The 26,791-nt window shown below is 73.5% G+C and carries 26 protein-coding genes; 11 read left to right on the top strand and 15 right to left on the bottom strand.

Annotated elements, in window-relative coordinates; all coding sequences use genetic code 11:
- Nucleotides 1–173: 173 nt before the first annotated feature.
- From ABZY44_RS17175 to ABZY44_RS17165, 3 genes are all read left to right on the top strand, one after another.
- The gene (locus tag ABZY44_RS17175) at nt 174–953 is read left to right on the top strand and encodes a DUF1996 domain-containing protein (RefSeq protein WP_356654493.1); all 780 of its coding nucleotides are present in this window, start codon (nt 174–176) and stop codon (nt 951–953) included.
- Between the two features lie 97 nt (nt 954–1,050).
- Nucleotides 1,051–1,632, top strand: coding sequence for a sigma-70 family RNA polymerase sigma factor (locus ABZY44_RS17170; protein ID WP_356654491.1), 582 nt, complete (start codon nt 1,051–1,053; stop codon nt 1,630–1,632).
- Complete coding sequence (locus ABZY44_RS17165; protein ID WP_356654489.1) at nt 1,629–2,360, top strand: zf-HC2 domain-containing protein; 732 nt, start codon at nt 1,629–1,631, stop codon at nt 2,358–2,360. Before ABZY44_RS17170 ends, ABZY44_RS17165 begins: the two co-directional genes overlap by 4 nt.
- Before the next feature lie 435 nt (nt 2,361–2,795).
- Here the strand turns inward: ABZY44_RS17165 and ABZY44_RS17160 are convergent, their stop codons facing one another.
- The 7 genes from ABZY44_RS17160 to ABZY44_RS17130 form a co-directional block, all read right to left on the bottom strand.
- On the bottom strand, nt 2,796–3,527 hold the full coding sequence (locus ABZY44_RS17160; protein ID WP_356654487.1) for a hypothetical protein: 732 nt from the start codon (nt 3,525–3,527) through the stop codon (nt 2,796–2,798).
- A gap of 91 nt (nt 3,528–3,618) precedes the next feature.
- The gene (locus ABZY44_RS17155) at nt 3,619–4,854 is read right to left on the bottom strand and encodes a cytochrome P450 (protein WP_356654485.1); all 1,236 of its coding nucleotides are present in this window, start codon (nt 4,852–4,854) and stop codon (nt 3,619–3,621) included.
- Nucleotides 4,851–6,089, bottom strand: a complete 1,239-nt coding sequence (locus ABZY44_RS17150) for a cytochrome P450 (protein WP_356654483.1) — start codon at nt 6,087–6,089, stop codon at nt 4,851–4,853. The genes ABZY44_RS17155 and ABZY44_RS17150 overlap by 4 nt, the downstream gene beginning before the upstream one ends.
- The gene (locus tag ABZY44_RS17145) at nt 6,086–6,751 is read right to left on the bottom strand and encodes an ATP/GTP-binding protein (RefSeq protein WP_356654509.1); all 666 of its coding nucleotides are present in this window, start codon (nt 6,749–6,751) and stop codon (nt 6,086–6,088) included. The genes ABZY44_RS17150 and ABZY44_RS17145 overlap by 4 nt, the downstream gene beginning before the upstream one ends.
- Nucleotides 6,752–6,758: 7 nt before the next feature.
- Complete coding sequence (locus ABZY44_RS17140) at nt 6,759–7,112, bottom strand: DUF742 domain-containing protein (protein WP_356654481.1); 354 nt, start codon at nt 7,110–7,112, stop codon at nt 6,759–6,761.
- Nucleotides 7,109–7,510, bottom strand: coding sequence for a roadblock/LC7 domain-containing protein (locus ABZY44_RS17135; RefSeq protein ID WP_356654479.1), 402 nt, complete (start codon nt 7,508–7,510; stop codon nt 7,109–7,111). The genes ABZY44_RS17140 and ABZY44_RS17135 overlap by 4 nt, the downstream gene beginning before the upstream one ends.
- On the bottom strand, nt 7,507–9,102 hold the full coding sequence (locus ABZY44_RS17130) for an ATP-binding protein (protein WP_356654477.1): 1,596 nt from the start codon (nt 9,100–9,102) through the stop codon (nt 7,507–7,509). The genes ABZY44_RS17135 and ABZY44_RS17130 overlap by 4 nt, the downstream gene beginning before the upstream one ends.
- A gap of 235 nt (nt 9,103–9,337) precedes the next feature.
- Here ABZY44_RS17130 and ABZY44_RS17125 point away from each other — a divergent pair, with 235 nt between their 5' ends.
- From ABZY44_RS17125 to ABZY44_RS17115, 3 genes are all read left to right on the top strand, one after another.
- Nucleotides 9,338–12,772 carry a hypothetical protein gene (locus tag ABZY44_RS17125; RefSeq protein WP_356654475.1) on the top strand — a complete coding sequence of 1,145 codons (3,435 nt, stop codon included), beginning with the start codon at nt 9,338–9,340 and terminating at the stop codon, nt 12,770–12,772.
- Nucleotides 12,773–13,063: 291 nt separating this feature from the next.
- Nucleotides 13,064–14,149 (top strand): hypothetical protein, encoded by a 1,086-nt coding sequence (locus ABZY44_RS17120; RefSeq protein ID WP_356654473.1) that lies wholly within the window; start codon nt 13,064–13,066, stop codon nt 14,147–14,149.
- Nucleotides 14,146–14,949 carry an alpha-L-glutamate ligase gene (locus tag ABZY44_RS17115; protein ID WP_356654471.1) on the top strand — a complete coding sequence of 268 codons (804 nt, stop codon included), beginning with the start codon at nt 14,146–14,148 and terminating at the stop codon, nt 14,947–14,949. Before ABZY44_RS17120 ends, ABZY44_RS17115 begins: the two co-directional genes overlap by 4 nt.
- Before the next feature lie 60 nt (nt 14,950–15,009).
- Here ABZY44_RS17115 and ABZY44_RS17110 read toward each other — a convergent pair whose 3' ends face one another.
- Nucleotides 15,010–15,627 carry a TetR-like C-terminal domain-containing protein gene (locus tag ABZY44_RS17110; protein ID WP_356654469.1) on the bottom strand — a complete coding sequence of 206 codons (618 nt, stop codon included), beginning with the start codon at nt 15,625–15,627 and terminating at the stop codon, nt 15,010–15,012.
- Nucleotides 15,628–15,695: 68 nt separating this feature from the next.
- Here ABZY44_RS17110 and ABZY44_RS17105 point away from each other — a divergent pair, with 68 nt between their 5' ends.
- Complete coding sequence (locus ABZY44_RS17105; protein WP_356654467.1) at nt 15,696–17,030, top strand: alpha/beta hydrolase; 1,335 nt, start codon at nt 15,696–15,698, stop codon at nt 17,028–17,030.
- A gap of 122 nt (nt 17,031–17,152) precedes the next feature.
- Here ABZY44_RS17105 and ABZY44_RS17100 read toward each other — a convergent pair whose 3' ends face one another.
- On the bottom strand, nt 17,153–18,307 hold the full coding sequence (locus ABZY44_RS17100; protein ID WP_356654465.1) for a DUF2330 domain-containing protein: 1,155 nt from the start codon (nt 18,305–18,307) through the stop codon (nt 17,153–17,155).
- Nucleotides 18,308–18,480: 173 nt separating this feature from the next.
- Between ABZY44_RS17100 and ABZY44_RS17095 the strand changes: the two genes are divergently transcribed.
- Nucleotides 18,481–19,611: a TauD/TfdA family dioxygenase gene (locus ABZY44_RS17095; RefSeq protein WP_356654463.1), complete on the top strand. Its 1,131-nt coding sequence runs from the start codon at nt 18,481–18,483 to the stop codon at nt 19,609–19,611.
- Nucleotides 19,608–20,237, top strand: coding sequence for a phosphonate degradation HD-domain oxygenase (locus ABZY44_RS17090; RefSeq protein WP_356654461.1), 630 nt, complete (start codon nt 19,608–19,610; stop codon nt 20,235–20,237). Before ABZY44_RS17095 ends, ABZY44_RS17090 begins: the two co-directional genes overlap by 4 nt.
- Here the strand turns inward: ABZY44_RS17090 and ABZY44_RS17085 are convergent.
- Entirely contained in the window at nt 20,227–20,997 is a 771-nt protein-coding gene (locus tag ABZY44_RS17085; protein ID WP_356654459.1) for a GntR family transcriptional regulator, read from the bottom strand. The genes ABZY44_RS17090 and ABZY44_RS17085 overlap by 11 nt on opposite strands.
- Before the next feature lie 88 nt (nt 20,998–21,085).
- On the opposite strand from ABZY44_RS17085, the gene ABZY44_RS17080 reads away from it, so the two are divergent.
- A complete protein-coding gene (locus ABZY44_RS17080) occupies nt 21,086–21,244 on the top strand; it encodes a hypothetical protein (RefSeq protein ID WP_356654457.1) in 159 nt (52 codons plus the stop codon).
- Nucleotides 21,245–21,413: 169 nt separating this feature from the next.
- Nucleotides 21,414–21,896 carry a hypothetical protein gene (locus ABZY44_RS17075; RefSeq protein WP_356654455.1) on the top strand — a complete coding sequence of 161 codons (483 nt, stop codon included), beginning with the start codon at nt 21,414–21,416 and terminating at the stop codon, nt 21,894–21,896.
- A 52-nt stretch (nt 21,897–21,948) separates the two neighbouring features.
- Here the strand turns inward: ABZY44_RS17075 and ABZY44_RS17070 are convergent, their stop codons facing one another.
- The 5 genes from ABZY44_RS17070 to ABZY44_RS17050 form a co-directional block, all read right to left on the bottom strand.
- Entirely contained in the window at nt 21,949–22,614 is a 666-nt protein-coding gene (locus ABZY44_RS17070) for an HAD family phosphatase (protein WP_356654453.1), read from the bottom strand.
- On the bottom strand, nt 22,611–23,708 hold the full coding sequence (locus ABZY44_RS17065; protein ID WP_356654451.1) for an ABC transporter ATP-binding protein: 1,098 nt from the start codon (nt 23,706–23,708) through the stop codon (nt 22,611–22,613). Before ABZY44_RS17065 ends, ABZY44_RS17070 begins: the two co-directional genes overlap by 4 nt.
- Before the next feature lie 5 nt (nt 23,709–23,713).
- On the bottom strand, nt 23,714–24,604 hold the full coding sequence (locus tag ABZY44_RS17060; RefSeq protein ID WP_356654507.1) for an ABC transporter permease subunit: 891 nt from the start codon (nt 24,602–24,604) through the stop codon (nt 23,714–23,716).
- A 98-nt stretch (nt 24,605–24,702) separates the two neighbouring features.
- Entirely contained in the window at nt 24,703–25,611 is a 909-nt protein-coding gene (locus ABZY44_RS17055) for an ABC transporter permease subunit (RefSeq protein ID WP_356654449.1), read from the bottom strand.
- Nucleotides 25,611–26,738: an extracellular solute-binding protein gene (locus ABZY44_RS17050; protein ID WP_356654505.1), complete on the bottom strand. Its 1,128-nt coding sequence runs from the start codon at nt 26,736–26,738 to the stop codon at nt 25,611–25,613. Before ABZY44_RS17050 ends, ABZY44_RS17055 begins: the two co-directional genes overlap by 1 nt.
- Nucleotides 26,739–26,791 lie beyond the last annotated feature (53 nt).

Here is a 26,791-nt window from a genome sequence, read left to right as displayed (position 1 = left end):
GCGCCCCGTGGTCCGTTACACGGAGACCGGCACCGGGTGGATCTCGCTGAAGGGGTGACCCGGAGGCGGCTGCCGGTCCCGGGCCCGGGGACCCCGTCGACATCCGGGAGGTCCCGCCCGGACCCGCCGAGCCGGCCGCGAGCGGGCCGGAGGCCTCCGCCGGCCGGGTCTCGGTGGAGTGCGGGAGCAATGCCCAGGGCCACTACAACGAGGACAACCTGGTGGTCTCGCCCGGGCTGCGCTCCGGCGCCCACCACACGCACGCCTACGCCGGGAACCTGTCCACGGACGCCTTCTCCACCGAGGCCTCCCTGGACGCGGCCGCCACCAGTTGTCCGGGCGGCGACCGCTCCACGTACTACTGGCCGGTGCTGCGCCGCACGGACCGGCCGGGCACGCGTGCCCACGAGGGCTCGGCGGGCCACGGCAACGGGGGCGAGATCCTGCCGGAGGCCTCCGTCTCGGTGGAGTTCCTCGGCAGCCCGGTGAGCAAGGTGGTGGCGATGCCGCGGTTCCTGAACGCGATGACCGGCGACGCGGTGGCCTTCACGGCGGACACCGAGGCCGACGTGCGGGCCCGGTGGGGGTGTTCGGGCTTCCCCGACCGGTTCACCACCCGCTATCCGCGCTGCCCGGCGGGCGAGCGCCTCACCCGCACCCTCGTCTTCCCCAGCTGCTGGAACGGCCTGGACACCGCCAGTTCCGGACAGCGTTCGCACCTGCTGTTCCCGGCGGCGAACGGGGTCTGCCCGCAGGGCACCTTTCCGGTGCCGCGACTGCGGATCTCCCTCGCCTACGAGCCGCTGCCCGGAACGCCGGTGGCGCTCGACTCCTTTCCCGAGCAACGGCACAGCCCGAAGACGGACCACGCGATGTTCGTGAACGTGATGACCGGGGCGCGGATGGCGGAGGTCGTGGACTGCCTCAACCAGGGGCGGGTCTGCCGCACGTGAGCGGGGCGGCGCATGTGACGCAGGTCACGTGAACCGGGGGCGGGCGGCCGTCGTGTTCCGACCGCACCACGCAGGCGACGAGGACGGAGAGGGTGAGATGGCCGGACCACTGTGGCCCCGCACTCGGCGGGGCTCGACCGACGAAGCGCTGATCAAGTCGGTGTACGAGGAGCACGGTCACGCGCTCCTCGCGTACGCCACCCGGCTGACGGGCGACCGGGCCGCGGCCGAGGACGTCGTCCAGGAGACCCTGATCAGGGCCTGGCGCCACTCCGAGGTCCTGGTGAACGGGAAGGGCTCCGTGCGCGGCTGGCTGCTGACGGTGACCCGCAACATCATCACCGACCGCTACCGGGCCAGGGCGGCGCGGCCCCCCGAGGTCGCCGGCTCCCCCTCCCGGCCCCCGGTGGAGGCGGACCACGCCGACGCGGTGGTCGACACGATGACCGTACTGGGGGCCCTCGACCGGCTGTCGCCGGAACACCGGGACGTGCTCACGGAGTTGTACTACCGCCAGCTCAGTGTCGCCGAGACCGCCGACGCCCTCGGCATCCCGGCGGGCACCGTGAAATCGCGCTCGCACTACGCGCTCAAGGCGCTCCGAGAAGTCTTCGGTGAAGGAAAACGAACGGGCAGGCCCTCCCAGCAGCCCGGCGGACTGCAGGAAGTGGTGGCATGAACCGGGAGCGGCACGAGGAGGAACTGTTGGGCCCGTACGTTCTCGGCGTCCTGGACGCCGCTGACGTCCGGCGGGTCGAGGAGCACGTGGGCGGCTGCGTGCGGTGCCGTCAGGAGGTGACCGCGTTGCGCGAGATGGAAGCGGCGCTGGGCGAGGTGCCGGCCGAGGCGTTCCTCGACGGGCCGCCCCAGGGCGGGGACCTGCTGCTCCAGCGCACGCTGCGGCAGATCCGCCAGGAGGCGGACGCGAGGCGCAGGCGCCGGACGGCGTTCACGGGACTGGCCGTGGCGGCCTCGCTGACCGCCGTGTTCTGGGCCGGGACCCAGTGGGGCGCCGGCGGCGCCGACGACAGGGCCCTGCCCCCGCCCCCGCAGCCGACGGTCTCGGCGCAGCCCTCCCCGCCGCCCGCGGGGACCAAGGTGGCCTCCGCGACGGATGCGGGTTCGGGCGCGACGATGACCGTGCAGGTGACGCCGGCCGCCAAGTGGGTACGGGTGCACGCGGCGGTGACGGGGATCCGGCCGGGCGAGCGCTGCCGCATCGTCGTGGTCTCCCGGGACGGTACGCGGACCACGGCGGGCGGCTGGGTGGTGGGCACGGCGGAGCACGGCGAGGGCAAGGGCGCGGCGCTGGACGGTTCGGCGGCGGTGGATCCGGCGAACGTCCGGGCGGTGCTGGTGGAGAACGAGTCGGGCCGGACCTTCGTGTCGGTGCCGGTGCCCGTGTAAGCCGGCTTCCGAGCCACCGGACCACCGCACCACCGGACCGGAACGTGACGGAGCCCGGGAGCATGTCCAGCTCCCGGGCTCCAGCTTGCCACCCAATTGCGCACACCGGCGGCGTTTAAGAGCCGCGGGTCATCTTGAGATCGACGTGTTCTGCCTTTGAACTACAGCGCCACGAGAGAGGCGCCGGGGGGACTTGAACCCCCATCCGTCGATGTTCGCCCGCGCTCGGTCGATCCGGTGTTCGGCGGCGAATACTGAGACTGGAGCGAGAATCTGAGATTGACGGGGCCGCCTCTGCCGGGCTTGGGCCACCCCCGCACGTGTGCGGGGGGAGGGATTCGAACCCCCAACTGACACCCCTATATCAGCTTCAACATCAGTTTCAGCTTGCGCTCATCGCGCACCCCCCGCTCGCGACGGGGGGCGTATGTGGGGCTACCTGAAGAGGTAGCCGAACACCGCGTCGCCGACCCGCTGATCGGTGACCTCGGTGTTGTTCGCCTCCTCGCGGGCGAACTTGACGGCCTGCTGGAGCTTCTCGACCCGGTCGAGGAGCTCGTTGACCCGCCGGGCGGGCAGCGCGCCGGAGAACTTCACGGTGGTCCAGTAGCCGACCGGCACGTCCTCGTAGTAGACCTCGACCTGCGCCGGGTGCTTCTCCGTGGCCTCTGCCTTCACGTGGTTGCGCGGGACCTTCTTCGTGCGGATGGTGCGCACCGGCTCCGTCTTCCAGGAGTCCGTCGAGGGGTCCAGGTTCCACGACTCGGAGGCGTCGAGCACCGGCAGCTTGCGCACGAAGGTGTGCAGGTCGGTGAGCTGCTTCTCCAGGAACAGCAGGTACGGGACGGGCACCTGGGCCAGCAGGACCGTGCCGTCGACGACCACGTCCGCGACGGCGGAGCGGTTCGCCCAGTCCTTCGTCGCCGTCACGTCGAAGAGCCGCGTCAGCGTCCCGGCGGTCGCCCGCAGCGCGTCCTCGGCCTTGATCTGCACCCGCGTGGACTCGGGCGGCAGCTGCTCGCCCTCCTCGTCCTTGGGCTGGTAGGTCCGGGAGATGCCGGCCAGCAGGGCGGGCTTCTGCACGTCCTGGTGAGCCTGGGTGAGCTCCTGGAGGGCCTTGGACTTGACGCCCTTTTCGACTGCGATGATCTGATTCAGCTTCGGCACACGGCGAACCTAACAACCCCGCCCCGTACGCACATCCGATTTATTCGGCGGCGTACGGGGCGGCGGTGCGGCGGTGCGGCGCCGGACGGTGTCAGGCCAGGCGGACCGGGAGGTCGAAGAGGTCGTTCTGGGTGAGGATCGGCTTGTTGCGGAGCTCGGCCGGCTCGACGGCCAGGGTCAGCTGCGGGAAGCGCGCGTACAGGGCCGGGAGGGCGACCAGGGCTTCCAGGCGGGACAGCGCCGCGCCCGGGCAGACGTGGGGGCCGTGGCCGAAGGAGATGTGCCGGTTCGGCGTGCGGGTGACGTCGAACGCGCCCGCCGTCTCGCCGAACTGGGCCTCGTCGCGGCCGATGGCCCCGAAGGAGACGATCAGGCCGGCGCCCTTGGGCAGGATCCGGTCGCCGACCTCGACGTCCTCGGAGGCGAAGCGGATCAGGACGTGCGAGGTCGGGGTGGACCAGCGCAGCGTCTCCTCGACGACGTTCTCCCAGGAGACCTCGCCCTTGAGCACGAGGGCGCGCTGCTCGGGGTGGGTCTCCAGGGCGACGACCGCGTTGACGATCAGGCTGATCGTGGTCTCGTGGCCGGCGGCGACCATCAGCTGCAGGGTGTTGGTGATCTCCTCGGTGGTGAGGTGGTCACCGTCCTCGGAGGCCTCGATGAGGGCACTGGTGAGGTCGTCGCCCGGGTTCTCGCGCTTGGACTCGACGATGCGCCCGAAGAGCGCGCCGAGGTCCGCCATCATCCGGGGGACTTCCTCGGGCAGCGTCTGGGTGGAGAAGAACTTCTCGAACAGGGCCTTCAGGCGCGGGTGTTCCTCGGCGTCGACGCCCATCAGGTCGCTGATGACGTTCATCGGCAGCGGGTACGCGAACTGCGCCTTGAGGTCGACGCTCTCGCCGGCCGGCAGCGCCGCGAGCTTGTCCAGCATGCCGGTGGTCAGCGCCTCGATGCCGGCGCGCAGCTTCTCCACCCGGCGCACGGTCAGGGCCTGCGCGACCAGGGTGCGCAGCCGGCGGTGCTCGTCGCCGTCCACGGTCAGCATCGAACGCCCCGGGTTGGCGAGGCCGATCAGGGGCCAGTCCAGCGGGATCTCGCCGCGCTGCCAGGCGCCCCACACGTTGATGTCCTTGACGATGCGCGGGTCGGTGAGGAGCTTGCGGGCTTCCGCGTGGTGCGTGACGGCGTACACGGCGACGTCCCCGGGCAGGACCACCTGGACCAGCGGGCCGGCGGCGCGCAGCGCGGCGCTCTCGGCGTCGAGGTCGGCGACGAAGGGGTCCAGGGTGATGGGCGCGGGTCCGGCGTGGTCGATCGGGCACGTCATCGGTTGGCTCCAAGGGCGGGGGTCGGGGTGTAGGTGACGGGGAGTTCGGTGAGACCGCGCAGCCAGGGCGAGGGGCGGCGGGCCAGGTCCGACGCGGGCACGGCGAGGTCGACGTCGGGCAGCCGGTCGAGGAGGACCTCGATGCCCGTGCGCGCGATGACCTCCGCGACCTCCTGGGCGGGGAAGGGGCAGCGGTGATCGCCGTGCCCGAAGGAGAAGAAGGCGTTGTTGCCGCCGGTGAGGGCGCCGGCGTCGGTGCGTACGTGCGGGTCGCCGTTGGCGGCGGCGAGTCCGAGCAGGACGAGGTCTCCGCTCCTGATGCGCTGTCCGCCGAGGTGGGTGTCGCGGGAGGTCCAGCGGCCGGCCACGTTCTGGGTGGGGGTGTCCTCCCAGAGCACCTCGTTCATCGCCTCGCCGACGCTGTGCCGGCCGCCAGCGAGGGAGGCGGCGAATCGGTCGTCGGTGAGCATGAGGCGCAGCGAGTTGCCGATCCAGTCGGCGGTGGGCTGGTGGCCCGCGGCCATCATGACCATGAGGTCCTGAGCGACCTCCTCCACGCTGAAGCCGGCCTGGTTGGCGAGCATCCGGGAGGCGACGTCGGGGCCGGGCTCGGCCAGTTTGGCGGCCAGCAGCGCGAACATCGACTCGCCGAGGTGGCGCTGGCCGTCGAGTGCGCCCTCCCGCCCGTTGATCATGTCGTTCATGGCGGTGACGAGGCCGGGGCCCTGGGCGTCGGAGAATCCGTAGAGGCGGGCGAGGACCCGCAGCGGCAGCAGCATCGCGTACTCGCCGACGATGTCGCACGCGCCCTTGCCGCACAGATCGTCGATGAGCTGGTCGGCGAACCGCTCGGCGTGGCCCTTGAGTTCGAAGGGGTCCACGGCCTCGAGGGCGTCGGAGATGACTGCGGCCCGTTCGCGGTGGCGTTCGCCGACGGTGTAGAGGATCGACGGCTGCTTGCGGCCGATCATGGGGAGCAGCGGCCAGTCGGCGGGGATGCGGTCCCACTGGTTCCACAGGTCGGAGTCCCGGGAGAAGAGGACCGGGTCGCTGGTGACCTGGTGCAGTTCGCGGTAGCCGAGGACCAGCCAGGCCGGTACGTCTCCGTCGAGGACGACCGGTGCGACGGCGCCGTGGTCGCGGCGCATCTCCCGGTAGAGCTCGACGGGGTCGGTCTGGAACCGGGGGCCGCCGAGGTAGACGGGCTGGTGCTCGGGGGCGGCGGGGCAGGTCACGGGGTGGGCTCCGGGGTCTGGGACAGGGGGCTCGGCCGACTGCTCGGCCGGGAGCCCGACAGCGCGGTCTGCTGGAGGTGCTGGACGAGGGAGATCAGGACGTGCTTGCTGGACTCGCGGGAGCGGGCGTCGCAGAAGACGAGCGGGACGGCGGCCGGCAGGTCGAGGGCTTCGCGGATCTGCTCCTGGGTGTGCTCGGGCCCGCCGAAGTCGTTGCACGCCACGACGAAGGGAGTGCCGTGGTGTTCCAGCCGGTCGATGGCGTACCAGGAGTCGGCGAGGCGGCGGGTGTCGACGAGGACGACCGCGCCGAGGGTGCCGGAGAAGAGCCGGTCCCACAGGAACCAGAACCGCTCCTGGCCGGGGGCACCGAACAGGTAGAGCACGTTGTGGGCGTCGAGGGTGATGCGCCCGAAGTCGAAGGCCACGGTGGTGGCGCTCTTCGCGGCGACCCCGTCGGTGTCGTCGACGGCCTCGCCGGCCTTGGTCATGGTCTCTTCGGTGTTCAGCGGACGGATCTCGCTGACGGAGCGGACCATGGTGGTCTTGCCGACGCCGAACCCGCCGACGATGACGATCTTCAGACCGTTGTCGGCGGTACTGCGCAGGGCCGGACGGGGCTGGCGCGGTTCGGCCCCCGCCGCGGGCACGGCGGCGGGGATGATCACGTCAGAGGTTGCGGAGTCCAACGAGCACCTGCTCCAGGATGTCGTAGTCGGGAAGGTGGTGCGCCGAACGCGGGTGCCGGGCGCTGATCCGTCCGGTGCCGAGCAGGTCGGCCAGCAGGATCCGTACGATCGACACCGGCAGTCCGAGCTCGGCCGCGATCTCCACGACCGCCGTCGGGGCCTGGCACATCCGCAGGATCGCCGCGTGCTCGGACTGCATGCCGGGCACCGGATCGCATTCGGCGACGACGAGGGTGACGAGGTCGAAGACGTCCGAGCCGGAGCGGCTGCGGCCACCGGTGAGGGTGTAGAGCCGGTCCGGGGAGTCGTCCCGGCCCGGCCTGGGCCGGCTCACCCCCGGGGCCTGGCGATGAGGTGTTCGCCGAGCTGCTCCACCAGTTCGGACATGTTGTGGCCGACGAGGCCCGCGTCGGCGTCCTCGTCGGCGACGAGCGCGAGGTGCGCGCCCTCACCCGCCTCGACGATGAACAGGATCCCGCCGTAGAACTCGGCCATGGCGGAGCGGACCCCGCCGGTGCCGTCGCCGAACTCGATGGACGCGCCGTGGGACAGGCTCTGGATCCCGGCGGCGATCGCGGCGAGCTGGTCGGCCTGGTCGACGGACAGCTCGGGCGTGCGGCACAGCTTGAGTCCGTCACGGGAGAGCACGAGGCCGTGGCGGGCGCCCGGTGTGCGCTCCAGGAGGCCTTCCAGGAGCCAGTTGAGCGTCTCGTCGGTGGTGGAGCCGGTCATGATCGCGTGTTGCCTTCCAGGTCTGTGGTCTGCGCGGGCTGCTTCTCTTCGCCGGTTCCGGCGGCCCCGCCGGGGGCTCCGGCGGCGCGGACGGCCTGGCGGAAGCTCCCGAAGCGGGCCGCGGACCGGGACGCCCCGGTGGGCGCGCCTGTCGCACGGGCTTCCGCGGCGGCCGCGTCCGGGCCTTCGGGGTGGGCCGCGGCCATGGTCCGGCCGCGGCGGCGCTGTGGCAGGCCGCTGTCGCCGAAGTGCGGGTGCTCACCCGTGGATTCGGCCTCGCCGGGTTCCTCGGCACCGGAGCCGTGGGTGGCCTCGGGCTCGAGGGGCGAAGCGGGCACGCCGGGCCCGGCCCCGGCGGGGGCCGGTCCGGCCTCCGCGGCGGGTACGGCCGCGGGGGCGGCCGCCTGGGCGGGGATCGTGGGGGCGGGCGCGGGCGGGGTGACGGCGGTCCCGGGGGCCGGGGTCAGCGCCGGGCCGCGGCTGATCAGCTCCTGAGGGAGCATCACCAGCGCGCCCGTGCCGCCGCGCGCGGAGGGCCGGAAGGAGACCGTCAGCCCGTGCTTGCGGGCGAGGCGCCCGACGACCGCGAGGCCGAGCCGGGTGCCGGACAGCCCGGCCAGGTCCAGCGACTCGGCGGTCACGGCCTGTTCGGCGCGGCGCAGCTGGAGCTCGCTCATGACGAGGCCGCTGTCCTCGACGGTGATGATGACCCCGGCCGGCACCTCCTCCACGTAGACGTGGACCTCGGCGGTCGGCGGGGAGAAGTTCGCGGCGTTGTCGAGGAGTTCCGCCAGCGCGTGCATGACGCCCTCGGCGGCGTGCCCGGCGACGGCCGCTTCGCTGGTGGAGTGCAGCCGGACCCGCTGGTAGCCGCCGATGCGGCCCATCGCGCCGCGCAGGATCGACTCCATGACGATCGGCTTGGCCCAGCGGCGGCCCGAACGGGCCCCGGTGAGGACGGCGATGGAGTCGGCGAGACGGCCGGCCTGGGCGGTGCGGTGGTCGAGGTGGAGGAGGTCGGTGAGGACGTCCTCGTCGGCGTGCCGGTGCTCCATCTCGCGCAGGTCGGCGAGCATCCCGGTGGCCAGGGCCTGCATCCGGCCGGCGGCGTTGGCCGCGGCGGCCATGGCGGCGGCCCGGCCCGACTCGGCGCGTCGCAGTTCGGCGCCGAGCCTCTCGCGGGACGCGCTCTGGGCGACGGCGAGGCCGTCGAGCTCGGCGGCGTGCGCCACCGTCAGCCGGTCGAGCTCGGCGGCGTGCTCGTTCACGAGGCGGGAGCGTTCGGCGGTGTGGGCCGCCGTGTCGCGCGCGGCATCGGCGACCATCCGGGCGATGTGCCCGTCACGGGCGGCGAGTTCGGCGGTGAGTCCGGAGATCCGGCTCCGATGCGTCCGGGCGGTGCGGGAGTACCAGGTCACGGCGAAGGCCGCGACCGAGAGCAGCAGCACGCCCGCGCCGGAGAACCAGGCGAGGGGGGTGGTGATGGACGACGGGGCCGCGGCCACCGCCGCCGTGGAGAACGCGCCACCGGCGACTGCGGTGATCAGCAGGGCCAGCGCGGAGGGGCGAAGGGGGGAGGGCGACGCCGTCATCAATCAAAGCCTCATACCGGGCGTAAAGGGAGGAGAAGGTTCCTGCTAACAAGGCATCACTATAGGAGAGTTACTGATCGCTTTGGGCAGTCCCTGCCAAGTTTTCCACTCCATTATGGCCGATAAAGATCTTTCTATAGCGTTTTGCGTACGCCGGGAACGGTGGGGCAGCCGGCCGACGCCCCCGCGCGAAATCCGTTTTCCCCCCCTCCCGTCCCCCGGACACACTGACCCCATGTCGCGCATCACCGAACAGCTGCTCAGCGCCGTCGAACCCCTCCCTCACCGGGAGCGCCTGCGCCTCACCGCCACCACCGCCCGGGACCTCGCGGCAGCCGGCGCGCTCGACCCCGTTCTGGCCGAACTGGACGGCAGGGGCCGGTACGAGCGGCGGCTGGCCGCCCTCGCCGCGTTCGCCGGCCGGCGGACCGGCTACCTGGCCGCGCGGCTCGCCGACCCCGACCCGGTGGTCCGCGGCTACGCCCTGCGGGCCGCCCGGACCCGGCCGGTGCCCGACGGGGCGATCGTCGCGGCATACGCGGACGCCTCCGCCGACGTGCGCGAAGAGCTGGGGCGTACGGCCCGCCGCAGCGGACGTACGGCGCTGGCCGAAGCCCTCCTCCCCCAGGTGCGCGCGCAGTGGGGAGACCGCGAGGCGGCCGCCCTGCTCGCCGGCTGCGGAGCCGAGGCCGCGGCCCGGCTGCTGCCGGAGCTCGCGGACGCCGTCACGGACTGGGTCCGCCTCGCCCTGCGCCACCCCGGGCCGGTCCTGGACCAGGCGGAAGCCGAACTCGCCGGGCTCCCCCGCGAACTGCGGGACTCCTGGTGGGCCCGCCGCTCCACCGGTCTGGCCGCCGCCGCTCCCGCCGAACCGCTGCGCGTGCTCGGACTGCTGGAGCGGTACGGGCCCGCCGCGCCGCCGCACGCCCTGCGGGACCGGATCGGCCTGTTCGCCGCCGCCGACGCCGAACGCCTCGTACGGTGGCTGATCGATCCGGCGCGCGAGGACCCGCGGTACGGACCCCTCCCCTCGGCCTCCGTACTGCGCCGTCTCGCGCGGGCCGACCCGCCGTCGCTGCACCTCCTCGGCCGGCGCTGGCTGCGCCGTCCCGAGCAGCTGGCCGCCCTGTTCAAGGCCCTCCCGCCGGCCCGCCGCGAGGCCTTCTACGACAAGCTGACGCAGGGCCTCTCCCCCGACGCCCAGGACCTTGCCGTCGTCCTGCACCCGCTGCTCGCGCCCGAGCGGCGGTACACCGAGGCGCGGCTCGCCGTGGCCCGCGAACGCGCCGCCGGGCTGCCGCCCGGGGCGCTGCCCGGCTCCCTCGCGAACCTCCCGGTGGCCGAGGCCCGTCCCGAGATCCTGACCGCCTGCGGCGGCCCCGACGCCGAACGGCGGGCGGAAGCCTGGGAGATGCTCGTCGCCAACGCGCGGGCCGGCGGCGAAGCCGGTGCGGTCGCGGAGGTCCTCGCCCTGATCGCGGGCCGGCTGCGCAACGAGCGCGACCCCGTACGGTCCACCGCGCTCACGGCGCTGGCGCGACTGCCCGCCGCCCTGCTGGACTCCCCCGCAGCCCCCGGCCACCTGGACGCCATCGTCCTCGACGCCCTCCGCGCCCGCGATTCCTCCTTCGCCACCCGGTCGGCCGTGCGCACGCTCGCCCTCGGCGTGCTCGACGAGCCCGCCGCCGGTTCCGGTCCGTTCGGCTGGGCCCTGCGCGCCCTGCGCCACCTCGTCGACCACTTCGGCGGCGCCCTGCTCGGCGGGCGGTACCGGCCGCCGGGCCACGGGCGGGAAACGCAGGTGTTCGCGGCACTGCGCCCCTGGGCCGACGGCGCCGCCGAGAAGGGCGACTTCGGCCCGCTGCTCACACTCGCGGGATTCCTCGACACCGCAGCCGCCCGGCTGCCCGAACTCCAGCGGATGCTCGCCGACGCCCTGGAGCGGTGCGGGGACGAGGACGCCCCCGCACTCGCCCGCGCCTGGTTGGCCGACCGGACGACACGGGAGGCGCGCGCGGTGGAGCTGCTGGCCCGGGAACCCTCCGCGGCCGCGCTGCAGCCCGTGCGCGAGGTCCTGTCGGCGCGCCGCACCGACCTGCTGGACGTGCTGCTCGCCGAACACCCGCCGTACGGGCGGTTCCTGCGCGAGGGCTCCGCCCGGCCGCTGCCCGTCCTCGCGCAGGCGTCCCGGTGGCTGCCGCGTCAGCAGGAGGCGGCGGCCCGCCTCGCGGCGGCGGCGGTCCGGGACGGCTCCGGAACGTCGTACGAGCGGACCTCGGTGATCCGCGACGGCGCCCTCATACCCGACCACGGCCTCGCCCTCGTCAGGGAGTTCGCACAGGGTACGGACATCGTGCGGGCCGAGGCGGCTCTTGCGGCAGCGGCCCGGACGGTGGAACCGGCCGCCGTACTCGACGACCTGCTCGCGCACGCCGGCGACGACCGCGCCCGGGTGGCTCTGTACGCGGCCCAGCGGGCGGCGGCGGCCACCGCACCCTCCGCGCTCGCGCACCGGCTCGAGGCGGTGCTGTTCGGTTCGGCGCCGCCCGGGGCGGCGCCACAGGGGGACCTGCCGGCGGCGGGCCCGGCTGCGAAGGTGACCAGCCGCAAGGAGGCCGCCCGACTTGCGGCCCGGCTGCTGCCGCCGGGGCAGGCCGCCGCGCTGCTGGGCCGGATCGGGCGCGACCCGGACAGCCATCCCGACCTGGTCGCCGTCGCCGTGCGGCTGGCCGTCGGACTGCTGCCCGACGCGGCGGCCTGGGAACTGCTGGAGACCGCTTCCTCGGCTCCCCTGCCCCGTCGGCTCGCGCTCGCGCACGCCGATCCGCTGGACGTGCCGCGGGAGCACCGGCCGCGCTGTGCGCGGCTGGTGGCGGCGTCGGTCGGCGGATTCGGCGAGGACCGGGAGGAACTCCTCTCCCGCGCGTACCTGGGCCTGCCGAAGTGGGCGGCGTACGCGACCGAGGTGGCGGACACCGTGCGGACGGCGGTCTGTGACCTGTCGCTCCGCGAGGCCTCGTGGACCACCACGTCGGCCCTCGCCCGGATCGCGGTCTCGGATCTGCCCCACCCGGTGGGCGGCGCCGAGCCGGGCAGCCAGTTCCACCGGGCGGTGGCGCAACTGCTGGACGTCGTGAACTCCGGCGCACAGCCGGACGCGGAGCCGGACCTCGATCTTCCGGCCCTGCGGCGGCTGCGCGTCCTCGTCGCCCGGCCGCCACTGGCGGAACATCCCTCCGTGCGCGAGGCGGTGGTCCGCCAGCTCGCCGACGAGCCGCTGCTGACAGAGGCCCGGGTGGCGCTGCTGCTGCACGCCGTCGACCTGCGGGCGGACCCGGCCGATCCGGAGGGCCTGCGGGCGGCGTTGTGGGAACTGGTCGCCGCCCTCCGCGGCCGGCCGGGTCTGGCCCGTGCGACGGCCCGTGACCTGGGGTCCGGATACGCCCACGGGGATCCGCTGCCGGATCCCGCATCGGTCCTGGAGTGCGTACGCGGCCTCGCGTCCGACGGCGGAGCCGAGGCCGGGCTCTTCGCCTCCGCGCTCACCGCCGGCCTCGGCCGGCTGCACGGCTGGCCGGCGCCGTGGCGGGAGCTGCTGCGGGAGCTGCGCGGGCACCCGGAGACGGAGGTCCGCGACACGGCGTTCGAGGCGGCCACGCAGGAGTACTAGCCAGGGGGCACCGGGACGGGGGGAAAGACCTGTCGCGGCGGGCGTCCATGGGCCAGACTGCCGCCACGCCCGGCACGGGAGGGTACGGGGTTGCCGCCGCCGTCGTCGTGCCGTCCGGGGTCGCGGCGTTCGCGGTGTCCGGCTCCCGGAATCCGTCCTGACCGTCGGCGGGACGAGGGCGGACAGGGTGACGCGGACGGACCGATCATCACATTGCGGTCCATGACATCCTGTGACGTCACAACTCGCCGGACGGGATCGGCGGACGTCCGGGGAATATGGGGAAGGTCCATGAGGCTCTGCTTCCTGGTGGAGGAGAACTACCGCCACGACGGCATGCCGAACGAGGTGGTGCGTCAGCTCACGGCGTGGGGCCACCGGGTGGAGGTACTGCGGCCCGGTGGCTCGCTGCTGCGGATGTGCGATCTGGTGCAGGCCGGGGAGCACGACGCCTGGGTGCTCAAGACGGTGTCCGGCGGGCCGGGGCTGACCCTGCTCGAGGCCGCCGCCGCGGCCGGGATGACCACGGTCAACGACGCCCGCTCGATCCGGGGCGTACGGGACAAGGCGCTGGCCGCCGCCATCGGGCGCGGCCGGGGCCTCCCGCTGCCGCCGACGTATGCGGCCGCCCGGCCGGAACTGCTGGCGCAGATCCCGGCCTCGGAGTACCCGCTGGTCGTCAAGCCCGCTGACGGCAGCTCCGGGCGCGCCGTGCATCTGGTGTCCTCGCCGGAGCGGCTGGCCGCGGTGCTCCCCGAACTGACGGGCGAGGGCATGCTCGTCGCCCAGCCGTACGTCCCGAACTCCGGCATCGACATCAAGGTCTACGCGGTCGGCGGGGAACTCTTCGCCACCGAACGCCGTTCACCCCTGCACCCGGACCGCGCGGTCCCGGAACGCCTGGTCCCGCTCTCCGCCGAGATCGCGGAGATCGCCGCCCGGGTCGGGGCGGTCTACGGGCTCGACCTGTACGGGCTGGACGTGCTGCTGGGTCCCGACGGGCCGGTGGTCGTCGACGTGAACGACTTCCCGAGCTTCCGTCAGGTACCGGACGCCGCCGCGCGGGTGGCCCGAGCGGTCCTGGGCCTCGCACGGACCGGCTCGTCGGGCGGGCCGGGCGTCTCCGGCTCGTCGGGCGCGTCGGTCGGGGCCGTCGCGTCGGGCGCGTCAGGCGGGGCCGGTGTGCCCGGGGGCTCCGGTGTGCCCGGGGGCCCGGGCGGCGCCCTGGCGCGCGGGGCGGCGGGTCTCCCCGTGGCGATTCCGCTGCAGGCCACGGCCCATGGTTCCGTCGACGCCACCGTCACCGCGACCCCCTCGGCGGCCGGCGCCGGCACCGGAGCCGGAGCCGCCGTGGCGGCGGCGGGAGACGGAGCATGAGGATCGGCCTGATCACGGACAACCCGGGACATCCGCTGCTGTCGGCCACCGCCAGGCTGCTGGGCGTCTCCGGCCACCGGGTGGAGGTACTGGACCCGGGCACGGCCGACGAGCCCGACGGGGTGCCTGCCGACGTGTACCTCCTCAAGGCGCACACCCCGCGCGGGCTGGACCTGGCCCGGAGCCTGGAGCGTCGCGGGGCGACGGTCGTCAACTCGGCCGCCGCGACCACGCTCTGCCAGGACCGGACGCTGATGGCGGAGGTGGCGGTCCGGGCCGGGATCCCGTTCGCGGGGACCCGTACGTTCGCCACGCTCGCGGGGTGGGCGGCCGGAGCCGGCCCCGAGGAGCGGCTGCTGCGCTCCCCGGTGGTCGTCAAGAGCCGCCACAACCGCCGGGAGGACCTCGTGGCGCGAGTCGACGACACGGAGGCGCTCCGCGCGTTGGCGCTCGCCTGGCCCGACGAGCCGGTGGTGGTACAGGAGTTCGCACCGAACAGCGGATGGGACCACAAACTGTGGGCCGTCGGTGACCAGGTTTTCGCGGCCCTGCGCCGCTCGGAGCTCTCGCCGGAGGGCCGCGGACCCACGCTCCCGCTGCCGCACCTCCCGACGGGATGGGCCGATCTGACCCGCCGGGTCGGCGAGGTCTTCGCCCTGGACGTCTACGGCGTGGACATCATCGCGACGGCCGGCGGGGCCCCACTGATCGTGGACGTCAACGCCTTCCCCGGCATACGCCACCAACCGGGCGCCCCCGAGGCCCTGTCGGAACTGGCGGTGCGCCGGGCCAAGGGCTAGCCGGTCCGCTCGCTCCGCCGGCCGCAGCTGGTTGGCCTCGGCATGCCGTCCCTGATCCGGTCAAGGTGCGAGTTCGGCTCGGCGAAGGCCGCTGAACACGGCAGGGGTCGCCCATCCGCGCAACGTGGCGTGAATCGTCGATCGGAATGCGGCCTCGACCGTGGCGGCGTCGAGGGCCCCGGCCAGCTCGAGCGTCACGAGCCCGTGCAAGGTCCCCCAGACCGACAGGGCGATCGACGTTGCTTCGCCTGCGAGGACGGACGCCGTCAAGGCGCGACCGATCGCCGCGAGGAGCGGACGGATCGGGTCACTGGCACCGACCTCCCCCGATGGCTCGAACGACTGCACACCACCGAACAGCACCGCGTACAGGTGGCTGTGTCCGCACCCCCAGCGACGATAGGCGACGGCCAGCGCGTAGAGGTCGGCGAGAGGATCCGCGGAGGCCGGCACCGCCGACAGATCCTGGAACAGGCCGGCGACGGCCCTGTCGCGCACCGCACCGATCAGCCCGTCCTTACCGCCGAACAAGGAGTACACCGCCGTTGTCGACGCCTCGGCGGCGGCGGCGACAGCGCGGACCGTGATCGACTCCCGCGGACGGGTCGCGAGCATTTCGGTCGCGCACACCACAAGCCGCTCTTTGACGGCCTCGTCGTTCGTTCTCGGCCTACCCACGTCCAGCAGCCTACCCCCCTCTGATAACGTCGTTTTGAAACAGCGTTCTGAAACTATCGGAGGTTGCCGTGCCCACGTCCGCCCTACGTCTCGCCCGCTTCACCGGACACTTACTGCTGGCCCTCGCCGCCGTCGCGATGCTCGTCGTCTTCTTTCTCGCACTGACAGCCCTCACGGACGGGGCGGGCTCGGGGCTCGCCGCATGGCTGACGACCCTTGGAGCCGGGGCCGTCCTCGCGATGTGGCGGGGTCGGCGCCGCACTTGGCCGGCGCGGCTCGTGCCGTTCCTGCCGGTGGTTGTCGCGGCGGCATTGACGGCGTCGGTCTGCATCCCGACCGTGCCGACGGCCCGGCGGTACCCGCCCGCCCTGCCGTCAGTGGCCACACAGCACTGGAGCCTGGCCACAGGCAGCCGGGTCGCGGTGTACCACTACCCGCCCGCGAACTCCGGCGCCCGGCATCCCGTCCCGTTCGTGTACCTGAACGGCGGACCGGTCCGTGGCATCTCGGTGCTCGACCACCGGTTCCTGCAACTCCTGGCCCGCCAGGGCTACGACGTCTACGCCTACGAACAGGCCGGTGGCGGAAGAAGCGACCTGCTCCCCATGGACCAGTACACGATCTCCAGGTCGGTCAGCGACCTCGCCGCCTTCGTCGACCGCCTGGACAAGGGACCAGTCGACATCCTCGGATTCTCCTCAGGCGGAGTCGTGCTCACCCGGGCGCTGGCCGACCCGAGCACCGCGGCACGCTTGCACCGGGCGGTCATCGCCGAGCCCGGCCCGATGGACGGCCCCACCGCGCACATCACCGGGCACAAGGGTCGAGAATCCGCACGGGGCCTCGCCCCAGCCATGACCGGACCGCGATCGACGCACGTCCCCCGGTACGCCGTGGCATTCGGCCTCATGCGACTGGGACTCCTCACCCCCGGCACCGGACTGATCGGACAGGCCGAAGGCGACAACGCCTTCACCGCCGCAGACCTTGGCAGCGACACGGCATCCGCCTACTGTGCGGCTGACGCACACCGCATACCCGCCGAAGACACCGCACAGAACTTCTCCTTCAGCCCCGCCGCCAGCCTCCGCATCCAGCAGACGGTCAAGGACTCACCCTCCATCGCACCGCAACTGAGGCAGTCCCGGACCCCCGCGATGCTGATGATCGCCGAGTGCTCCTCCCAGGTCCGTCAATGGGCGACCGCCATCCTTGCCCACGACCCCGCCATCCAGCGCACGCAGTACATGCCGGGAGTCGGACATCACCTGTGGAACAGCCTGGACGACAACGACGACCGAGCCGCCGCCGTCATCACCGCGTTCCTTCAGGACAAGCCAGCACCCCTGCCGAACCACCCGGCCCGCGACGAGGTCCCTGCCTTTCTGCGCGACCACGAATGAGAACGCAGTCTGTCCGTTGGTTCCCGTCGGCCACGGCTCGCTCCCCTCCGGGCACGCGGCCGGCGCAGCACTCCTGGTCGCCCTCGTCGGGCCCGCGGGAGTTCGGGCCCGGGCAGCACGCGTCAGCGAGCCCCCGCCCCTGTGACCGGCCCCGCCCCCGCCCCCGCCGGCCGGCGGCGTCGCAGCACCAGGAGCGTCGCCGCCGCGGCCCCGACCAGGGCCGCGAACGCTGCTGCGACCGTCAGGATCCAGACCGGGACGCCGCCGGCCGTACGGAGTTCGTCGCTGTACTCGACCTGCCGGTACGGGGTGTCGGCGGCCGTGGCGCGCAGTTCGTGGTCACCGTCGATCCGGGACGGTACGGGGAAGCTCTGATCGATCGCCGTCAGGAACACCGGTGCGGTGCCGGCGAGTTCGGCGACCGCACGCGTCGGGGTGATCCGCCCGGCGAAGGTCACCTCGGGCGCGTCCCCGCCTATGCGGGACGCGGGTTCCATGCGGTGGTCGGCCAGCACGTAGAGGCCGAGGGACTGCGCGGTCTTCGCCAGCCGGGACAGCCGCATCGGGTAGACGAGCCGGTCGCTGTCGAAGCTGATGAGGAGCGGATCGAGGGTGCCGCGCAGGGTGGCGCCCTGCTCCCGGGGCACGAGGCGTACGGCGACGTACTCCCAGCGCTGGTCCACGTACGGTTTCAGCTCGGTGGAAAGGCCTGCGGGGAGTTCGAAACCGTTGGCCTTCAGCCAGGTGCGGAGCGCGTCGGGGTCGGTGGCGGTCAGGCGGGCGACGTCGAAGTCGCCGAGCCGCTCCCGGCCCACGACGCCGACCCCCGGGTCCGCGCTGCCCGGCATCGGGGCCCCGGCCGTGTCCCGGTCGCCGGAGGTGAAGGGCCAGTCGCCGTGGCGCGGCCAGAAGTACGTCCGCGTCCGGTACTCGGGTCCGGTCAGGTCCGCCAGTTGGGAGAACAGGTCGCCGTCGCCGAGGCTCACCGTGGCCCGTCCCGGGACCGGCATGATCCACGCGGCGCGCTTGGCATCGCCCCCGACGGTGAACCGCATCGCCATCCGTTCGGTCCGGCCGTCCCAACGCACCACGGAGGCCTCCCGGGAGACCCCGATCCGGCCCTCGGCGCCCGGCACCATGGCCCCGCAGCCGCAGGCGTAGGCCGGGCCGATCAGCGAGCCCAGCTGGGTCGCCAGCAGCGCGAACAGCAGCACGCCGATCCTTCGCCGGATCCGCCGCGAGGCCGCTCGCCCGTTCTTCCACACAGTCGTTCCCATGCGGGCTGAGACGGTGCCCACCTTGATCCGGTTCCGCTCGGGCGGGCGAGCCGTCCGCGTGGACCGGGCGGCTCCGGTCACCTCATCGCCATCTGCCCGTCACCCGGTCCTGCCACGATGCCGGCACCCGGAGTTGTGTATACAACTTACTCCGGGTGACGAAAGGAGCCCCGATGCCCGCCACGGCACTCACCCGTCCACCCGCGATCTGGCTGCGCGACAACTGTCCCTGCGGCGAATGCCGCGATCCGCGCACCGGTCAGAAGCTGTTCCAGATCACCGAGCTGCCCGCGGGCCTCGCCGTCGGCTCGGCGCACGAGGTGGTGGCCGCCGGCGGCGGGCCCGGCTGGGAGGTGGTGTGGCAGCCGGACGGGCACCGCTCCGTCTACGCGGCCGACTGGCTCGCCGCCCACGCGCCCGACGGTGCACCCCCCGGGGCACCCGGGGGCGCCGCTCGACACGCCGGGGACGGCCGCACCGAGGCGGACAAGGAGCTCTGGGCGGCGGGGGACCTCACCGGGCGGGTCCCCGAAGCGGGGTGGGACGCGTACATCGGCTCCCGCGAGGTCCGCGAGCGGGCCCTGGCGAGCGTGGTCCGGCTCGGGTTCGTCGTTCTGCGGGACGTGCCGTGCCGGGACCGGATGGTGCTGGACGTGGCACACACCTTCGGCTTCGTCCGCCCGACGAACTACGGCGAGCTCTTCGAGGTCCGCGTCGAGGCGGACCCCAACAACCTGGCCTTCACCAGTGCCCGGATCACCCCGCACACCGACAACCCGTACCGGGATCCGGTGCCGACCCTGCAACTGCTGCACTGCCTGAGCAACGAGGCCCGGGGCGGCGAATCCGGGCTGGTCGACGGCTTCCACGCCGCCGCGCTGCTGCGCGAGCGGGAGCCGGAGGCGTTTGCGGTGCTGACCCGGGTCCCGGTGGAGTTCGTGTTCGCCGACGCGCGCACCGAACTGCGGGCCCACCGGCCGCTGATCGACGTGGACCCGCTCGGACGCATCCGCGAGGTCCGTTTCAACAACCGGTCCATCGGCACCCTGCACCAGCCGGCCGCCGTCCTGGAGGAGTTCTACGCCGCCTACTGGCTCTTCGGCGAGCTGCTGGAGCGGCCGGAGCTGCGGATCGGCTTCCGGCTCGCGCCCGGAGACTGCGTGGTCTTCGACAACACCCGTCTGCTGCACGCCCGTACGGCCTTCGTCGAATCGGGCGGACGCCACCTCCAGGGGACGTACGCCGACCTCGACGGGCTGCTCTCCACCCTTGCCGTACTGCGCCGCGAAGGAGCCCGCGCGTGAACCGTGCCGAACCCCTCCCGACCGGTCCGACCGGTCGGACCGGTCCGACCGGTCCGAGCGGTCCGACCGGTCCGAGCGACCCCCTCGGCGAGTTGGCCCGCCTCTTCGAGGGCGAGGGCAGCGCCGAGTACTTCGGCGAGGCCGTCACCCAGGCCGGTCACATGCTCCGGGCCGGGGCCCTCGCCGAGGCCGCCGGGGCACCCGGTCACCTGGTGGCGGCCGCCCTCCTGCACGACATCGGGCACTTCCACGGCGTCGTGACCGGCCGCGACCTGATGGAGGGCGGGCAGGACAACCGGCACAGCCACACCGGAGCCGACTGGCTCGGCCGCTGGTTCGGCCCGGAGGTGACAGAACCGGTCCGGCTGCACGTGGCCGCGAAGCGGTACCTCTGCGCGGTCGAGCCCGGCTACTTCGCCCTCCTCTCCGAAGCCTCCGTGCACACCCTGCGCGTCCAGGGCGGCCCGATGACCGCGGAACAGGTACGCGGCTTCGAGGCGCTGGCGGGGTCGGCCGACGCGGTGGCCGTGCGGCGCTGGGACGATCGGGCCAAGGACCCCGAGATGAACGTCCCGGACTTCGACCACTTCCGGCCGCTGCTGGAGAAGCTCCTGATCAGGAGCTGAGCCGACGGCCCAGGGCACTGGTTGCCGTCGTGTGCACGGTGAAGGCCACCGTGCCCGGCAGGTACCGGTCCTGCGACCACTCCACCGGGACGCCCGCCGGGTCGGTGGACCGGCGCCGCTCGCGCAGCAGGGCCTCCCCGGTCCGGCAGCCCAGCAGCCGCGCGTCGTCCGCGTCCGCCGTCGCGATGTCGATGGTGTGGTGGGCGTCGGTGAACAGCACTCCGTGCGCGGCGAGTCGCTCGGAGTAGGAGACCGTGTCGAACGACATGCCCGCCACCAGGGCGCCGACCACCTCCGGGTAGGTGGTGCGCTCCACCATCACCGGGGACCCGGACAGCGTGCGCAGCCGCAGTACGCGGTGGACGGGCGCGCCCGCGGGGATCCGCAACTGCTCCGCCTCCTCGGTTCCGGCCTCGCCCCGGTCCACGGAGACGGTCCGGCCGCCCGGCTCCTGCCCCAGCGAGCGGGCCCACCGGGTGAAACTGCGGAGCTCGGCGACTCCCCCGTCCCGCCCGGGGCCGCCGCCGAGCACGACCCGGCGGGTGCCGCGCCGGGAGGTGATCAGTCCGTCGGCGCGCAGCGCGGCGAGCGCCTGGCGGACCGTACCCCTGGACACCTCGTACCGGCGGGCGAGTTCGTCCTCGGCGGGCAGCCGGGCGCCGGAGCCGTACTCCCCCGCCGTGATGGCGGTCCGCAGGTCCGCGGAGACCTTCAGGTAGAGCGGTGTCCTGCGTGCGGGTTCGCGCGGTGCCTCGTTCACGGCCCCAGCCTGCCACGGCCCCGGCCCGGCCCGGTCCCGGCGCCCGTACCGCAGCGCACGAGCCGGACGGGCCGGGGCCGCCTTCGACATGGATCCGTTCCACCTCTTCGAGGATGCGCCGTCCCCGTACGCGTTCTTCGGCGTCAATCCCCCTGCGTTGTCGCCTGAGGACTGGGACGCCCACCTGTCCTCCCTCGGGACCTCTCATCCGGGCTGGGTGTTCGACACGTGGCGGCCCGAGCTGTGACGGTCCGTCCGTTCGGCCGTACCGTGTCCCGCGCGGGTCCCGCCGGGCAGGGGGGCGGAGCGGCCGCGCGGCGGAAGGGCCGAGGCTGCCGGGGAGACGGTCTCTGACCTGGCGCTGCGCGGCGGGAGCGGCCCTGGACCGGAGGCCGCCCTGATCCCATACTGCTCTCGTGAGAACGACGGACAAGCAGCCCCGCACCAGCCCGCTGGTACCCGACGCGGTCGCGCGGGAGATCGCCCGGCACGACTGGGACGGCGTCGACTGCGGCTGCGGCCGCCCGGCGGGGCATCTCGTGGACACCTTGTGGGACGCGGCCGAGGGACACCCGGCCGCGTTCCACGCGTTGGAGGGCCACGCCTTCCACACCGGCCGGCTGCGGCCGCCCGCCCCGGCGGTGTGCGGGGTCCTGATGGCCGTCTGGTCCGCCGGGCCGCCCCGGCAGTCGACGCGCGAGGCCCTGCTGTGGGCTCTCCTGCGGCTGCTCGGCGCGGAGGACGACGGCTCCTCGCACGAGGCCGGGCTGTACGGCCAGTGCGCCGCCCACATCCGAGCGGCCCTGCCGAGCCTGCGCTCCGCGGCGGCGCACCGGCCCGACTCCGTCTCGGCGGCCTACGCGGACGGCGTCCTCCGCCTCCTGGCCCTGGCCGACTGACCCCGCAAGCCGGGGCCGGAGGCAGGAGTCCGGAGGCAGGAGTCCGCCGCCCTCAGACCTCCGCTGCCGCGGCCAGACAGGCGCGCAGGGTGGCCGGGGTGACCTCCGTCAGGGAGTGCGCGAAGGTGCGTACCGGGGAGGGCGGGACCGGCAGGAGGGACGGGACCACCAGGAGGCCGCAGCCCGCGGCCTCCGCCGAGGCCGCGCCGTCCGGGGAGTCCTCGACCGCCACGCACGCCTCCGGCGGCGCGCCCAGTCTCTCCGCGGCCGCCCGGTACGGGTCCGGGTGCGGCTTCGTCAGGGCCGTGTCGTCGGCGGACAGCGTGAAGGCGAAGGGGACGTGGGCCAGCGAGCCCCCGACCACCGAGTCCACGACCAGCCGGGGCGAGGCGCTGACCAGAGCGAACGGCACGCCTTCGGCCTCCAGCGCGGTCAGCAGCCGCTGCGCGCCGGGCCGCATCGGTGCGCCCGCCTCGACCCGGCGGAAGAAGCTTGCGGTCAGGGCGCGCGCCAGCTCCGGCGCGTCGCCCGCGCGGGCGGCCCGTGCGAGGTGCGCCGCGGTGTCCTGCACCGCGCGGCCCACCACTTCGGGCGCGTCCGCCGCGGTCAGCGCGTACCCGAGGCCGGCCGCTATCTCCTCGGTGGTCTCCCACCACAGCACCTCGGTGTCCACGAGGGTGCCGTCCATGTCGAACAGGACCGCGGCGAGTTCGTTCACGAGCCGGCACCCACGACGAGTACGGGGCGTTCGGCCAGGCCCACGGCCGCCCGCGCGCCCGGCAGGAGGGAGCCGGCGTCGCGCGAGGGAAGGTCGGCCTTGACCCGGGTGCCGCCGGGCAGGTCCAGGTGGAGCCGGGTCACCGAACCGAAGAACGAGGCGGAGACGACGGTCGCCGTGCCCTCCGCGTCCGGCGACACCGTGATGTTCTCGGGGCGCACGAGGACCTCGACGTCCACGGTCGAGGGCACCGGGCCGTCCACGGGCAGCCGGGATCCGGCCACCTCCACCGTGCCGGAGCCGGCGAGCCGGCCGGGGAGCCGGTTCATGGTGCCGACGAACTCGGCGACGAACGGCGTCGCGGGCCGCTCGTACAGCTCGGCGGGGGCCGCGCACTGTTCCAGGCGGCCGGCGTTGAGCACGGCGACCCGGTCGGCCATCGAGAGGGCTTCCTCCTGGTCGTGCGTGACGAACACGGTGGTGATGCCGAGGGAGAGCTGGAGGCGGCGGATCTCCTCGCGCAGGCTGGCCCGTACCTTCGCGTCGAGCGCGGAGAGCGGCTCGTCGAGCAGCAGGACGCGCGGGCGCAGGGCGAGGGCGCGGGCGAGCGCGACGCGCTGCTGCTGGCCGCCGGACATCTGGTGCGGGTAGCGGTCGCCGTGGTCGGGCAGGCCGACCAGGTCGAGGAGTTCGGCGGCGCGCTCGCGGCGCTGCGCCGCGCCGACCTTGCGGACGCGCAGGCCGAAGGCGACGTTGTCGCGGGCGCTGAGGTTCGGGAAGAGGCTGTACGACTGGAACACCATTCCGGCGTCGCGGCGGTTGGCCGGCACGCGCGTGATGTCCTGTCCGTCCAGGAGGACTTCGCCGGAGTCGGGCTGCTCGAAGCCGGCCACGACGCGCAGTGCGGTGGTCTTTCCGCAGCCCGACGGGCCGAGGAGGGCGACGAGTTCGCCGGGCTCGATGGTGAGGTCGAGTCCGTCGAGGGCGACCGTGGAGCCGAACGCGCGGCGCAGGCCGCGGAATTCGACGCGGGCCCCGACGGGGGACGCGTCGCCCTTCGGCGGGTTCCCGGCCTCGGTAAGGGTGAGGGACATGCGGGTCAGGACTCCTTGCCGGAGGTGCGGGACGTACGGGAGGCGGCGGGCGCGGCAGACACGGTAGCGGGGGCGGTTCCGGCCCGGGAGAGGAGGAGCAGCAACAGCCAGGTGATGAGGAGGCTGAGGACGGAGACGGCCACCGACATGCGGGCGTGGGCTCCGGAGATCGACACGATCCACACGGCGAAGGGCTGGAATCCGAGCAGCGAGGCGATGGTGAACTCGCCCAGGACCAGGGCCAGCGTGAGGAAGGCGGCTCCGGCGAGGGCGGCCCGCAGGTTGGGCAGGAGCACGCGCAGGACGACGTACGGCCAGCTCGCGCCGCAGCTGCGGGCGGCTTCGACGAGGGTCGGGACGTCCACGGCGCGCAGTCCGGCGTCGAGGGAGCGGTAGACGAACGGCAGGGCCAGGACGGTGTACGCGAGGACCAGGACGACGGGGAAGTCCGGGTCCTGGACGGCGAGGAAGGTCTGGTAGAGCGGAGTCTTCGCGAGGTGGTCGGGTCCCCAGCGCAGCACGGTGGTGATGCCGGTGACCAGGGCGATCGGCGGCACGACGAGCGGCAGCATGCACATCACCTCGACGACCGGGCGCAGCCTCGGCGAGCCGACGCGTACGGCGACCAGCGCGGGCACCGCCAGGAGCAGCGACAGCAGGATGGTCGCGGCGGCGAGGCCCAGCGAGAGCAGCAGGCTCTCGGCGAATCCGTCGGCGGAGAGCAGCTGGGTGTATGCCTCGAAGCTGATGCCCTGGCCGGGCACGTGCACGGTGAAGACGAAGGAGGCGACGAGCGGGAGGAGGAAGTACGCGCCGGCGAGTCCGAGGACGGCTCCGCGCCACACCCGGGGGCGGGGCCGGGACCGTCGTACGGAGCGGGGCCGGTCCCCGGTCATGGTCGGGCCGGAGCCGGAGCCGGAGCCGGCGGCGGCCTCGGTGGCGGGCGCGCTCGCGGTGGCCGGGGCGTTCGCGGTGCTCGGGGCGGGCGTCGGTGTCATCGCAGCCATCGGGCGCTCCGTCGCTGGAGGGGCAGGTAGACCGCCATGACCAGGCCGGCGATCACGATCATGTCGAGGCCGAGGGCCAGTGCCACGTTCTCCTGGCCGGTCAGCACGTTCCCGGACAGTGCGTCCGCGATCTTCAGCGTGACCAGGGGGACGGAGCCGCCGACGAGCGCGGCGGCCGTGGCGTGCGCGGCGAAGGCGGTGCCGAAGAGCAGCACGAACCCGCCGAGCAGGGAGGGCGCGAGGACGGGCAGGCCGACGTGGCGCCAGAACTGCCGTCCGTTCGCCCCGTTGTTCTGGGCGGCCTCGCGCCACTGCGGGCGCAGTCCGTCCAGCGCGGGGACGATCACCAGCACCATCAGGGGGGTCAGGAAGTAGAGGTAGACCACCGTGAGGCCGGTGAAGGAGTAGAGGTTCCAGCCCAGACCGGTGAGGTCGGCGAGCTGGGTGACGACTCCGGAGATGCCGACCGTGGCGATGAAGGCGAAGGCGAGCGGGACCCCGCCGAAGTTGGCGAGGACGCCCGAGGCGGTCAGCGCCGCGCCGCGCAGGGTCTGCGAGCGGGAGGTGACGACGGCCTGCGCGATCAGGACGCCGAGCACGCCGCCCACGAGTGCGGTGAGGGCGGAGAGCTGGACGCTGCCGACGAGCGATCCGAGGTACGGGCCCTGGAGGGAGCGCGTGAGGTGCTCGCCGGTCAGCCGGGTGGCGCCGCTCGCCGGGTCGCTGCGGGTGACCGCGCCGAAGGCGATGGCGCCCAGCGGGATGCCGAAGCAGAGTCCGGTGAAGGCGAGGAGGGGGAGGGCGGCGAGCCAGGTGCGCGGGCCGCGCCGCCTGCGGCGGGTGGTGACGCCGCCGGCGGTCCCCGTCGTGTGGGGGGTGGTGGTGGAGTCGGACATCAGCTGAGGGCCTTGTCCCACTTCTCGGCGAGGGTGGCCTTGGCCTGGTCCAGCTCCGCTGAGGCCGGGAAGGTCGGGGTGCCCTGGACCTGCGGGAGCTGGGTGACGGCGTCCTTGTCGACGGTGCCGTCCTGGGTCATGACGGGCAGCAGCACGGGGCGGGCGTGGCCCTTGAGCCACAGGTTCTGGCCCTCGGTGCTGTAGAGGAACTCCATCCACAGACGGGAGGCGGCGGGGTGCGGGGCGTCCTTGTTGACGGCCTGCGAGTAGTACTGGGCGTAGACGCCGTCGGTGGGGATGGCGACCTTCCAGTCGACGCCCTTGCCCTTGAACTGCTCGGCGTAGCCGGCGTTCAGGTAGTCCCAGTCGATGGAGATGGGCGTCTCGCCCTTCTCGACGGTGGCCGGGGTGGACTCGACCGGGATGAAGTTCCCGCTCTTCTTGAGCTGGCCGAAGAACTCGATGCCGGGCTGGATGTCGCCGAAGGAGCCCTTGTTGGCGAGGGCAGCCGCGTAGACGCCGCCGAAGGCGGAGCCGGACTTGGTCGGGTTGCCGTTGAGGGCGACCTTGCCCTTGTACTCGGGCTTGGCCAGGTCGGCGAAGGACTGCGGGCAGTTCGGGATGCGGGCGGCGTCGCAGCCGATGGAGACGTAGCCGCCGTAGTCGTTGTACCAGCGGGCGTCCGCGTCCTTCTGGGAGGCGGGGATCTTGTCCCACGCGGTGACCTTGTACGGGGCGAAGAGGTTCTCTCCGGCGCCGCTGCGGGCGAAGGCGATGCCGAGGTCCAGGACGTCGGGTGCGCGGGTCTGGCCCTTGCGGGACTTGACGGCCGCGATCTCGTCGGCACTGGAGGCGTCCGGGTTCTCCGCGCTGATCTTGACCTTGGGGTACTTGGCCTGGAACGCCTTCTGGATCTCGCCGTAATTCGCCCAGTCCGCGGGCAGCGCGATGACGTTGAGCTGGCCCTCCTTCTCGGCGGCCGCGACGAGGCCCTCCAGGCCGCCGAAGTCGGCGACGGAGGTGGCGGCGCCGGGCTGGGTCTTGTTCTTGCCGTCGGCGGCGGCGGTGCTCTGGTCGGGTGCGGCGCCACACGCGCTGAGCGTGGTCAGGACGGCGGCACTGAGCAGGACGGCCGCACCGCGACGGGCGGAGGAACTGAGCACGGTCTCTCCCGGAGACA

Source organism: Streptomyces sp. NPDC006544, from assembly GCF_040611715.1.
GTDB lineage: Bacteria > Actinomycetota > Actinomycetes > Streptomycetales > Streptomycetaceae > Streptomyces.
Note: the sequence above shows the minus strand (reverse complement) of the source record. Positions and strands in the feature narration are given on the sequence as shown.

Bases quoted from the DNA above. Each gene is read 5' to 3' on its own strand.
- ABZY44_RS17095 (WP_356654463.1), top strand. From the start codon at position 18,481: ATGCCCGCCACGGCACTCACCCGTCCACCCGCGATCTGGCTGCGCGAC.
- ABZY44_RS17170 (WP_356654491.1), top strand. From the start codon at position 1,051: ATGGCCGGACCACTGTGGCCCCGCACTCGGCGGGGCTCGACCGACGAA.
- ABZY44_RS17130 (WP_356654477.1), bottom strand. From the start codon at position 9,102: ATGACGGCGTCGCCCTCCCCCCTTCGCCCCTCCGCGCTGGCCCTGCTG.
- ABZY44_RS17120 (WP_356654473.1), top strand. From the start codon at position 13,064: ATGAGGCTCTGCTTCCTGGTGGAGGAGAACTACCGCCACGACGGCATG.
- ABZY44_RS17155 (WP_356654485.1), bottom strand. From the start codon at position 4,854: ATGACGTGCCCGATCGACCACGCCGGACCCGCGCCCATCACCCTGGAC.
- ABZY44_RS17135 (WP_356654479.1), bottom strand. From the start codon at position 7,510: ATGACCGGCTCCACCACCGACGAGACGCTCAACTGGCTCCTGGAAGGC.
- ABZY44_RS17055 (WP_356654449.1), bottom strand. From the start codon at position 25,611: ATGTCCGACTCCACCACCACCCCCCACACGACGGGGACCGCCGGCGGC.
- ABZY44_RS17165 (WP_356654489.1), top strand. From the start codon at position 1,629: ATGAACCGGGAGCGGCACGAGGAGGAACTGTTGGGCCCGTACGTTCTC.
- ABZY44_RS17060 (WP_356654507.1), bottom strand. From the start codon at position 24,604: ATGACCGGGGACCGGCCCCGCTCCGTACGACGGTCCCGGCCCCGCCCC.
- ABZY44_RS17125 (WP_356654475.1), top strand. From the start codon at position 9,338: ATGTCGCGCATCACCGAACAGCTGCTCAGCGCCGTCGAACCCCTCCCT.
- ABZY44_RS17065 (WP_356654451.1), bottom strand. From the start codon at position 23,708: ATGTCCCTCACCCTTACCGAGGCCGGGAACCCGCCGAAGGGCGACGCG.
- ABZY44_RS17080 (WP_356654457.1), top strand. From the start codon at position 21,086: ATGGATCCGTTCCACCTCTTCGAGGATGCGCCGTCCCCGTACGCGTTC.
- ABZY44_RS17100 (WP_356654465.1), bottom strand. From the start codon at position 18,307: ATGGGAACGACTGTGTGGAAGAACGGGCGAGCGGCCTCGCGGCGGATC.
- ABZY44_RS17115 (WP_356654471.1), top strand. From the start codon at position 14,146: ATGAGGATCGGCCTGATCACGGACAACCCGGGACATCCGCTGCTGTCG.